10 protein-coding genes and 1 pseudogene are annotated in these 10,494 nt (G+C 41.6%); 3 read left to right on the top strand and 8 right to left on the bottom strand.

The genetic code is table 11. The annotated features are described in order from the left end of the window. The coding region (locus tag H6F41_RS17890) for an IS630 family transposase (protein WP_190401965.1) at nt 1-446 on the top strand (446 nt) is incomplete at its 5' end. Between the two features lie 415 nt (nt 447-861). Here H6F41_RS17890 and H6F41_RS17885 read toward each other — a convergent pair. The 8 genes from H6F41_RS17885 to H6F41_RS17850 form a co-directional block, all read right to left on the bottom strand. Then, a complete protein-coding gene (locus H6F41_RS17885; RefSeq protein ID WP_190404821.1) occupies nt 862-1,371 on the bottom strand; it encodes a hypothetical protein in 510 nt (169 codons plus the stop codon). Nucleotides 1,372-1,507: 136 nt separating this feature from the next. Further along, nucleotides 1,508-2,080, bottom strand: coding sequence for a LexA family protein (locus tag H6F41_RS17880; protein ID WP_190404820.1), 573 nt, complete (start codon nt 2,078-2,080; stop codon nt 1,508-1,510). Nucleotides 2,081-2,534: 454 nt separating this feature from the next. Further along, entirely contained in the window at nt 2,535-3,533 is a 999-nt protein-coding gene (locus H6F41_RS17875; protein ID WP_190404819.1) for a formamidase, read from the bottom strand. Between the two features lie 466 nt (nt 3,534-3,999). Continuing rightward, a complete protein-coding gene (locus H6F41_RS17870) occupies nt 4,000-4,872 on the bottom strand; it encodes an MBL fold metallo-hydrolase (RefSeq protein WP_408962551.1) in 873 nt (290 codons plus the stop codon). 24 nt (nt 4,873-4,896) lie between these two features. Next, on the bottom strand, nt 4,897-5,415 hold the full coding sequence (locus tag H6F41_RS17865) for a 3'-5' exonuclease (RefSeq protein ID WP_242023105.1): 519 nt from the start codon (nt 5,413-5,415) through the stop codon (nt 4,897-4,899). 52 nt (nt 5,416-5,467) lie between these two features. Next, nucleotides 5,468-5,791, bottom strand: coding sequence for a cupin domain-containing protein (locus H6F41_RS17860; RefSeq protein ID WP_190404817.1), 324 nt, complete (start codon nt 5,789-5,791; stop codon nt 5,468-5,470). Nucleotides 5,792-5,805: 14 nt separating this feature from the next. Continuing rightward, complete coding sequence (locus H6F41_RS17855) at nt 5,806-6,726, bottom strand: ParB/RepB/Spo0J family partition protein (protein WP_190404816.1); 921 nt, start codon at nt 6,724-6,726, stop codon at nt 5,806-5,808. After that, nucleotides 6,726-7,478 (bottom strand): ParA family protein, encoded by a 753-nt coding sequence (locus tag H6F41_RS17850; protein ID WP_190404815.1) that lies wholly within the window; start codon nt 7,476-7,478, stop codon nt 6,726-6,728. Before H6F41_RS17850 ends, H6F41_RS17855 begins: the two co-directional genes overlap by 1 nt. Nucleotides 7,479-7,833: 355 nt before the next feature. On the opposite strand from H6F41_RS17850, the gene H6F41_RS17845 reads away from it, so the two are divergent. Both H6F41_RS17845 and H6F41_RS17840 read left to right on the top strand, forming a co-directional pair. Next, nucleotides 7,834-9,711 (top strand): SWIM zinc finger family protein, encoded by a 1,878-nt coding sequence (locus H6F41_RS17845; protein WP_190404814.1) that lies wholly within the window; start codon nt 7,834-7,836, stop codon nt 9,709-9,711. A gap of 15 nt (nt 9,712-9,726) precedes the next feature. After that, a pseudogene (locus tag H6F41_RS17840) lies at nt 9,727-10,392 on the top strand (AAA family ATPase); the annotation flags it as partial. Nucleotides 10,393-10,494: the final 102 nt, after the last annotated feature.

Raw genomic sequence — 10,494 nt, 5'->3', positions numbered from 1 at the left:
TTCCCTATGCTTGGCAAGAGAAAGGGACGGGTTTAAGCTTACCCAGTCAACGCAGTAAGAGGTTAAATGTCGTGGGTTTGATGAATCGAAACAATGACTTATCTGCTTATGTTTTTGAACGCAGTATCACCAGTGCAGTCATTCTCGCTTGTATCGATGACTTTGCTCGTCAATCTACCAAGCCAACAGTGATTGTTATGGATAAAGCCTCTATTCATACCAGTCAACTGATTCAAGAGAAATTAGAGCAGTGGAAGAACCAGCAAGTTGAGATTTTCCAGTTACCCCCTTATAGTCCCCAGTTGAACTTGATTGAAATTTTGTGGCGTTTCATGAAGTATGAGTGGATTGAACTCAATGCATATGAATCTTGGGAAAGTTTAGTCTCTTATGTTGAAAAAGTTCTTCGAGACTTTGGTTCAACTTATGTAATTAATTTTGCTTAGCTACTTACTTCAGCAAATAAAACAAGAAACAAACTCATCAGCATTCCGCCAATGACAAGCATAGAAGCGATTGCTAATTGAAAGTATGAGTTTACTCTGACGAAAACCAAGCTCTTAGCATAAACCTTCTTTAATTCAACGTTGTTCATAAAACTTTCCGTTCAACAAAGGAGTTGTATACCCTAAACCTAAAATATATGGCTTAACCTTGCTACAAAAGCCGAATCGCGATCGCACGAAAGCTCCAAATAATTAGCATCTCTGGTCATCGCCACATACTAATTGCGTATTGGTTCTAGTAGAAATTGATTAGCAATCATGATGGATCGCATAGTGTTACAGATTGCGATCCATACCAAAAAGCCCGTTGCAACAATACTTGTACAACAGGCTTTTTGGTGGAATTTAGCAATATTTAGGCAGCCTTACGAGTCATCAAACCGACAATAGCCGCTAAAGACTTGAAACCACGCTTGATTTTTTGCTTGCGCTGCATCTTGCGAAGAATAGTGACCACAGATTCTAAGTCATGCTTGGTATCTGGAGGCTTTTTAGTGTGGCTCAGAACAATACCAAACTGGGTCGCCGCATTGCAAAAAGCATTGAGCATGGCACGTTCGGGGGCATGAATACCAATAGTTGACGTACCAACTCGAATCAAACAGCCTTTATCACTGCCCGTCGCCTCACGGGTGATATCGCCTAACTCTAAGGTACAGCGCATGGTGATGTAGTCGGATACAGCTACTGGCTCAGAAAAATGGACTTGCCAATTAGGATTAATCGCATCAAGACGAACGCAAAGGGCTTGCCACATGGCAAAAAACTTAGAAGCATCATGGTTGTTTTCGGCAATACCGAAGGAACGAGCCTTAGATGCAGATAGGGATAGGATTGCTTCAGACGGATTAGAAGAGCGAGTCATAGATAAATCCTGAAAGCTATTTGATTAATGTACATTAATCAAACAATTCTTGTCACATCTCATTTATTGCCATAAAAAGCCATAAATTAGGGTGAGATTATTGATGATACTTTTTGCTCTATTTGGCTTAGTTTTACTACAAAGCATGAATCACATTGGTCACCACTCCCCATATATGTAAGTCCGTATTTTCACCAATTTCGATAGGTTGAAAGTCAGTATTTTCAGGCATTAACCATAATTTACCTCGATGCTTCCTGAGTCTCTTTACCGTCAATTCCCCATCGACAACTGCAATCACGATCCTGCCATTGGTCGGCTCGATCGCTCGATCAACTACCAGTAAGTCACTAGGATGAATACCCGCATTTTTCATCGATTCACCGACTACACGCACTAAAAATGTTGATTCGGGATGTTTAACCAGATGGCGATTAAGATCGATTTTTCCCTCTACATAGTCATCCGTCGGTGCGGGAAACCCTGCGGCAATGGGGCTAAGGTATAACGGGACTCGTTGTTTGGTTTGCCCTTCGGGTTTAAATACTGACTCAACCGTAGTTTTTGGTTCTTTGGGAGCTTGGTGGTTTAAGGTTTCTAATATTTCATCGGCAATATGAATGGGCAAGCGCACTGCTTTGGTTTGCTCCCCATACTTGTATGTACCAGTTGGACGACCTGCTCCTTCCCGTTTTCCTCCGCGTGGCATAGTTGTTTTTCCTGTGTTCAAGGTTTTGATTATTGTACGTTTTTCGTAAACGCAATCGCTATACCTTTAGCAAATCTATACCACCCTCTCCAATCTCCTCACAAAAGTTGAATTGCGATCGCACGAAAGATCTACATACTTCGTAGCCTTAGCGGATCGCCATGCAATAATCGCATGGTGTTCTAAGTAGAGATGCCAAAGAAAAGTTAACACTTTTACCTTAGTGAAACTATAGTGATAAGCGGCTAATACATAAAAATTTTGAGTTTCTTATCTTCAGTTTACTTATACTTGCCTACTTAGTAGAAAGTTGCCAATAGCATAGCGTTTGATGGATTGGGTTAAGCGGCGATCGCTTTTTCTAATAACTTTTATCTGGATCAATCCTATCTTTATGTGAAGGCTTCGACTTCGCTTAGCCAAAGATAAAAGGTAAGTCGAAGCCTATTTCAGCTCATTTCGGATTAGAATATGTCCGCTCAGGCAGCGGAAATCCGCAAGAAGTTCCATCTTTATGAATAACTTCTTCTTCCCAAGGTAGAGAATATTTTCCATCTACCATATCTTGCATATATGTATAAGGGCAGTCTTGAGCGCCACCCTTCACAGCCACATAACCGCGGTGCCCAAATTGGTAAATATTGTTTTCTACACCCCAATGTTTGCGAGCTTCACGGACTAGATCGGGACGAACTTCAGCAGTAATAATTTCATCAGGGCGGTGACTGCCCATCACCAAAGGCTCACCATCAAAGTTAACAATCATCCCTTCTCCCATAGAGTCAAAGCTGCCGTCAGAGCCGCACATACAGACCGAAGCCGTCACCATCAGGTTACAGAAAGCATTCGATTGATTGGTAATCTGCCAAGAATGGCGAATTGGAGCCGTATAGCCAGCGGTACGAATCATGATTTCTGCACCTTTATAAGCACATTCTCGTGCCATTTCAGGAAACATACCATCGTGACAAATAATCAGCGCGATCGTACTGCCATTAGGTCCTTCACAAACTGGGATTCCGAGATCCCCCGGTTCCCAAGGTTCAACTGGAACCCAAGGATGTAGTTTGCGATAGTAAAGTTTCAATTCGCCTTGATTGTCAATGATAATTCCACTGTTATAGGGATTACCTTGAGGATTATATTCCATCAATGAGAAGCAACCCCAAATATTATTGTCAATGCAAGCTTGTTTAAATGCTGCTACTTCTGCCCCATCTAAGCTACACATGATCTCGGGATTGGTATCCATCGACAGACCATGCAAAGAATATTCAGGGAATACGACTAGATCCATAGTTGCCATATTTCGCCTTGCTTTAGCGACCATTTCACAAATACGTTGAGTTTGGGCTGCTAAGTCTTGTTTGGTGACAACTGTTGGTAGTTGAAGCTGCACCATCCCTATCACTACACCATTTGGGGTTTTATTTAAGCCGCCGAGTCCACTCATGATTTCCTAAAGTTTCTAGTGTTACATGGTTGATTATTAAGGTTATATCTCAAAGAGATAGTATTGTTTGATAGATAATCAATGATAAGATCGCAAACTTGATCATAAAAAATGACTTAGATAATAATTTGAAATAACTGTGTATAAGTAGTTTGGATTCAAGCCTTTATAGCGGTTTTCAGTGGGCTCGGTGCAGCTAAAGTATGAATTTTATATGTGTTTCAGACCACCGTTTTTGCTCGTACTCATATGAAAACCGCTATAGCAAACAACACAGGCTTTAATTTTATCTATTATCTAGAGTAACAAGCTCTCCTAAAGCACCCTCTCCAATCTCTTCACAAAAGCCGAATCCCGATCGCAGGACAACTCTAAATACTCCGTAGCCCTAGTCATCGCCTAAAAAGTATTGCTTCTGATGCGATCACAAGATCGTTCTAGTGGAAAGTTTTAATAGCTTAATTACTTATTCCCACGACGTTAAGCATTCTTTCATTGCGCGATCCATAGTTTCACGATCTGCGTGATAGCGGTGACCATGGCCGGGTAAAACCCATTCAAACGAATATGTTGCTAACTTTTTCATCGATCTCCCTAGCTCCTCCCATGAGTACCAGCAAGCATTCTGAAATGCAATCAACCGATTCAGTCGATTAGACCATGCAAGATGATCGCCCGAAAACAAATATTTCTGCTTATACAGTAAAACCGTATGCCCCTTAGTATGTCCAGCAACAGGAATTATTACCAGATCATCCGCGATCGCAATAGGATCTGTCCCAGTTAATTGCATTTCAATATTTTTTGTCCCGATACCAATGTCATCTTGATGCAAAATGCGATCGCATCCAAAATGGTCATGAAATTTCTGGTGATCGGCAATATCATCACGATGGGTCAGGTACAAATAACGTATCCCTCCCATTACTTCTAGTTGTTTGACTAATGGCGTGTTAAAACGTGGCGAATCAATCAAAATATTCCCTTCAGGATGCAAGAGTAGATAGCTTGCCGCACCATAGGATGATTCCGCATGATAGCCACAATGGAAAACATTTTGCTCAATCTCTATGGGGAAACTTTGCTGCGCCAATTGGATATCGTGGGGCTTTTCTACTGTGCCAATAGAAGCAGTGGGGCATGACAACAGTGCTTGTAGAGCTTTCAGTCTTTCGATTTCCCCTATGGGCTGATGATAAACAACGGATTGAGAGGAGACTTGATGAAATATTTCGGGAGCCATCCATCGACAGGTATCACAATCAATACAAGTGCTATCAACGTAAAAATCACCACTGACATTGTGAGGTAGTCGTCGTTCAATTTTTGCCCTAAAGATAGTGTGTCTATTTATCCTTCTCTGTTATATCTTTAAATTCACTAATCGCTTCACAAACGCCGAATCGCGATCGCAACTCAATTCTAAATACTCCGTATCCGTAGCCCTAGTCATCGCCACATATAAAATCCTTGCTTCGTCCGCGATCATCTGAGACTGCATCGGCATAAATCCCACACCCGCAATAAACACCACTGGAAACTCAAGCCCTTTGCTGCTGTGCATCGTCAACAGTTTCACGCTTTGCGCTTCTGGGTGGTAACGCTTGCTGTTACTGTCTTCGTTTAGCCATTCCACAGGTATACTGACATCTTTTAAAGCAGGGCTCAGCGATCGCCCCATGAAGTCCGAACGATAGATAATCGCTATGTCATTCCAAGCAATCCCGCGATCTCGATATTCCCCTATGCGATCGCAGATATGTCTAACCTCTGCCGAAAAACTACTTAACCTTGTAAATGTTGGTTTTGCGCCATGTCTGCCCACGGTTTCGGGTTTAATTAAAACAGGACTATCCTCTTCACTGTCCTCGGTGGGTTGCATGATGTTCTTAGCCAACTCGATTTCATATAATTCTTTATCCAACTTAGGTTAGCTAAGATGAAAACTGCCCATGTACAGCAAGCCAAATACAGGCTGGCTCAACACTAGTATATTCAACACGATGCTTTGTATGCGCGGGAATAAGTAAATAATCTCCTGCTTTTAGTTTTATTTTCGAATCGTCTGCACAGGAAAGCTCGGCTTCGCCCTGAAGTAAAATCACCCATTCATCCGCAGTTTGGTCATACCATTGTCCTGAGGTCGTAGTTTGTCCTGTGGAAATAATGCGTTCAATCTGGATATTTTCACCAGAAACAATTTGCTCAAATTTTTCTAGCTGAGATACTTCTTGAGAAAGTTCGTATATGTTCGGCATAACCTCAATGAGTTTTACTCATCCTGAATTAAAGTTTCGATTTCGGCTAGTAGCTTGGCAAGCTTTTTAGTTTTTTTAGGATTATCCCAAACCTTAGATTTTTTCATTGCCGTGAAAGCCTCACTCATCAAATCTTTGAGAGAAGGCTCTGTTACAGTCAAATCTTTAACAGAGTTAATAGCAGAAATTCTAGCCTTAATTTGAGAAAGAGACAGATTTTGAGCAATAGACTCTTCAAGTAATTCTTGCCGTTGACCTTCATCTCGCATACGAGCGATCGCTCTTGCTTTTGTAAATTCTAATTTGCCCTGACGCAATGTTTCTAAAACATCATCAGGCATATTTAGTAGCGGCAAACGATTTGTGCGAAAGGATTCAGCGTTGAACCTGCCAACATTAGCCAGTAAAGATTCGATCGCCTCAAGTTGACGGTTAACGTTATCCGTCAACTTGAGGCCACGTTTTTTAGCATTGGCTGCTTGGTTTAAGGTGGAGGCAATATCACTAGGCTGAATATCAAGGGAAAGGGATAATAAATCTAGAATAGCCTCAGTTTCTTCAACAGGGTTTAAGTCTTCACGCTGCAAATTTTCAACAAGAGCAATCTGGATCGCTTCTTTGTCGGTGACATCTTTACTGATGATCGGTACTGTATCTAGTTCAAGAATTTGGGCAGCACGAAATCTTCTTTCCCCTGCAATTAATTCATATTGTCCATTTGCCAAAGGACGAACTAATAGCGGTTCCAAGATGCCATGTTCTTGGATCGATTGCACCAATTGCTGCATCTTTTGCGGATCGAAATATCGTCGCGGCTGCTTAACTGGCAATTGAATCAGATCCATTTTCACTGTCTGATTGATTGCTGAGGTCAGTTCATCCAATAGACGAACATTGCTAATTTGATATGCTGGTAAAGATCGCTTGCTAGCCATTAAATTGTCTCCAATGAATCTGTGATTTGATTTAAGATATCGATAACTGGGTGTTTCGGTGAATGTAATCCTAATGGTTCATGCATTTGCGCCGAGTCTGGGAAAGCGATCGTCCTTGGGATAGGAGGATAGACGGTGGCAATCGATGAGAGTTGGGTCTGAATAGTAGTTAGGCTGGTTTTTGCTTGCAGGGTTTGTCCTTCGTGCATGGTGGGAATAAAGCCTGCAACTTTAAGATTACGGTTAGCCCTTTGACGGACACGCGCAACGGTTTCTAGTAATAAGTTACAACCAACTAGACTTTTATAATGGGTTTGAATTGGGACTAACACATGGGTAGCGGCAATCAGGCTGATATAGCTAAGGATAGCGAGACTGGGAGGACAGTCAATCAGGATGAAATCATATTGTTCTTGGACTGTAGCGATCGCATCTTTGAGGCGCACTTCTCGAAATTCAGCTAAGACCAGTTCCATCTCGGCGGCACTTAACTGAATATTGGATGGGACTAAATCCATGCCATGAATATTGTGGTGGATTGATAAGCTTTCGTACTGAGTAATGGACTGATAAATAGTCTTATCTAGTTGATAGATATCAAGTCCTAGAAATGATGTTAATGATGATTGCGGGTCCATATCGACTAGAAGGACTTTGCGATCGCGTTGGGCAAGTTGGTATCCCAGATTCATAGTTAGGCTGGTTTTGCCAACCCCACCAGACTGATTAAACAGGGCAATAATCTTGGTCACAGGATATCGTGGTAAACAACACTTATGAAGTGTAACTTATGTTTGCAATTTTTTATAAATTGTGATGCTTTTAGAGCAAATTCAATAGTCAGAGATTAATTTATACTTATTAATACTTAGTTTAACGAGCATTTTGTGCCAATTCTGAAGTTGACGGGTAACGTTATCCGTCAGTTGCCTCAAACATCAAAATTTAGGTAAGACAGAGATAATGAATCCTGATTGTCTATCCTTAAAATACAATCAAGAACAGAATTGAAGAGCCCAAAAATCGGAGGACTTAATTATTTACTAGAAGTAATGATGATCGCCAATCTCACAGTAAAATTACCTTAACAAAGAACATGAGTTGCATATGCCTGCACTAAAGATAAGTGAATCAGTGATTCGCCAAAATGCAAGTGATAAATCTTTTCAGCGTGGCAAAGAATACGCGCGATCGCAATCAGTGAAAGATTTATTTTGGCGAGATCAAACTCTGCAAGCCACAGTAGCAGGAAGCACTTACTATCGCGTAAGTATCGGCTTTAGCAATCGCGGTATTAAATCAGCAGAGTGTTCTTGCCCCTACGATTTTGGTGGTTGGTGTAAGCATATTGTGGCAGTCCTATTAGTAGGCTTGGAGAAACCCAAGATAGAAGAGCGTCCTAACCTAGCCCAAATGCTCGAAAAACTGGATCTAGAGCAAACACGCAAACTATTGCATAACCTTGCAGCCCAATCTCCTGATTTAGTTGACCTCATTGATAATCAGATCCAGCTTTTAAACAGCATTAAAGAAAACAAGTCAAAATCTGCTAAGGCTTCATCGAAATCTCAATCTAGTAAGACCGCAATTCAACACCCAGAAATTGACCGATCGCCTTTTCGTCGCCAATTAGCCTATGCATTAAGCAAGGCTATACGCAATTATGAATATAGCTATAGTGATGAAGATGATCCTTTTACAGATACCATTTACGAAGAGATCGAAAAGACAAAGGTATTTCTAGAAGCAGGAGATAGCTTTAGGGCTTTTGTGATGTTATATGCGATCGCTGAAGAATTATGTAACTTTACCGAAGAAATCGAAAACTATTTGGGCGATGTGGAGAACTTAACCGATCATCTCGATCTAGCAATGGCTGAAGCAATTCTCTGGACAGATTTTTCGGCAAAGGAACGACAAAAGTGGGTAACAGAAATCGAAGGCACTCAGGATAAACTCTGTGCAGATCTTGATTTTAGTATCGTTGCCTTGGTACAGGGTTGGGATTATCCCTATTTACAAGCAGTACTGCAAGGCAAAGAAAAACCAGAAAATCTTGATGATCAATCTCCCAAAATCTCAACGCAATTTAAAAGAAAAAGGTCAACTATTCATAAGGAAGAAAATGTCTATGTTCGCGAAACAAATCACCATCAATTAGTAGAAATTCGTCTCAGAATTTTACAAGCCCAAGAGCGTTTTGATGAATACCTCAATCTGGCTAAAGATGCAGGCATCTTTACTAACTATATAAATATGCTGCTCCAATTAGGTCGCTATGAAGAGGCGATCGCAGAGGCGGAGAATGTCCAAGATGAAGATCAAGCTTTTGTCATAGCGCAGCAGTTGTTAGAGAATGGTTTCGAGAAGCAAGCTTTATATATTGCCAACAAGGGATTGCAATTACAAGAGGAGAATGCTAAGCGCTATCGGACAGTTGAGTTTGCGGATTGGACAGCCCGTTTAGCCGAAAGTTTGGGAGAGACAGGAATCTTGCTTAATGCCAAGATCGTTGCATTTAAGCTCAAACCTTCCCTCAATACTTATCATCAAATCCGTGACTTGACAAAGAGCAAATGGAAGACAACTAAAGATATTTTGCTCAAATATTTATTGCAATTCGATTCTTTTGCGGCTACTGAAGCCAAGGTCAATATCTTTTTAGAAGAAGGTCTATTTGATGAAGCGATCGCGATCGCCAATACTAGTTATTGCCCAAATCAGACTAGATTACGAGTAATGCAAGCAGTGATCAAAAATAATCCTGAATGGGTGATCACCAAAGCGCAATCTCTAGCGGAGGATATTATTGCTCGCGGTAAATCCGATGATTATGAACAGGCGATCGCGTGTTTGGAACAAGTTCACAATGGATATAAGATTTTAAAACAGGAAAAAGAATGGCTCAGCTATCGCAATCAATTAGTTGAAATGAATGCCCGTAAGCGTAAGCTCATGGAATTAGTTAAGCGCAAGGGACTTTAAGCGATCGCCCATAACATGAACCTATTCGAGAACCACCGCCAACAAATCACCGCATCAGAAGCCCCCCTCGCCGATCGCCTACGTCCGCGCCACCTCGATGAATTCATCGGACAAGAACATATCCTCGGACAAGGAAGACTGCTTCGCCGCGCTATCCAAGCAGATCGCCTATCATCCCTCATCTTTTATGGTCCCCCAGGGACAGGCAAAACCACCCTCGCAAGGATTATCGCCAACACCACCAACGCCCACTTCATCGCCATCAATGCCGTTCTCGCAGGCGTAAAGGAAATCAGAGAAGCAATCGAAACTGCACAAAACCAACGAGGCTATCACAATCAACGCACGATTCTCTTTGTCGATGAAGTGCATCGCTTCAACAAATCCCAACAGGACGCATTACTGCCTTGGGTAGAAAATGGCACAATCATTCTCATCGGCGCAACTACCGAAAATCCCTTCTTTGAAGTTAATAAGGCACTGGTCAGCCGATCGCGATTATTCCAATTAAAGCCATTAACCGAAGCAGATTTGCGACAGGTATTAAAGCAAGCAATTAGCGATCGCCAGAGAGGTTACGGCAACCTCAAAGTAAATGTTACCGAAGAAGCGATCGCCCATTTAGCCAATGTCGCCAACGGTGATGCAAGGTCATTACTGAATGCATTGGAACTAGCAGTAGGGTAATGTGTCACATTTGTTGGAACGTTCAATGGGGTTGAAACGAAAACTCATATCTATTGATAAACAGACCAATGACAATATCATGCATCACAATGGATT

The sequence above is a fragment of the Pseudanabaena mucicola FACHB-723 genome, from assembly GCF_014696385.1.
Taxonomy (GTDB): Bacteria; Cyanobacteriota; Cyanobacteriia; order Pseudanabaenales; family Pseudanabaenaceae; genus Pseudanabaena.
Note: the sequence above shows the minus strand (reverse complement) of the source record. Positions and strands in the feature narration are given on the sequence as shown.

Excerpts from the sequence above, each read along its gene's own strand:
- H6F41_RS17885 (WP_190404821.1), bottom strand. The coding sequence starts at position 1,371 with ATGACTCGCTCTTCTAATCCGTCTGAAGCAATCCTATCCCTATCTGCA.
- H6F41_RS17880 (WP_190404820.1), bottom strand. The coding sequence starts at position 2,080 with ATGCCACGCGGAGGAAAACGGGAAGGAGCAGGTCGTCCAACTGGTACA.
- H6F41_RS17875 (WP_190404819.1), bottom strand. The coding sequence starts at position 3,533 with ATGAGTGGACTCGGCGGCTTAAATAAAACCCCAAATGGTGTAGTGATA.
- H6F41_RS17865 (WP_242023105.1), bottom strand. The coding sequence starts at position 5,415 with ATGCAACCCACCGAGGACAGTGAAGAGGATAGTCCTGTTTTAATTAAA.
- H6F41_RS17860 (WP_190404817.1), bottom strand. The coding sequence starts at position 5,791 with ATGCCGAACATATACGAACTTTCTCAAGAAGTATCTCAGCTAGAAAAA.
- H6F41_RS17855 (WP_190404816.1), bottom strand. The coding sequence starts at position 6,726 with ATGGCTAGCAAGCGATCTTTACCAGCATATCAAATTAGCAATGTTCGT.
- H6F41_RS17845 (WP_190404814.1), top strand. The coding sequence starts at position 7,834 with ATGCCTGCACTAAAGATAAGTGAATCAGTGATTCGCCAAAATGCAAGT.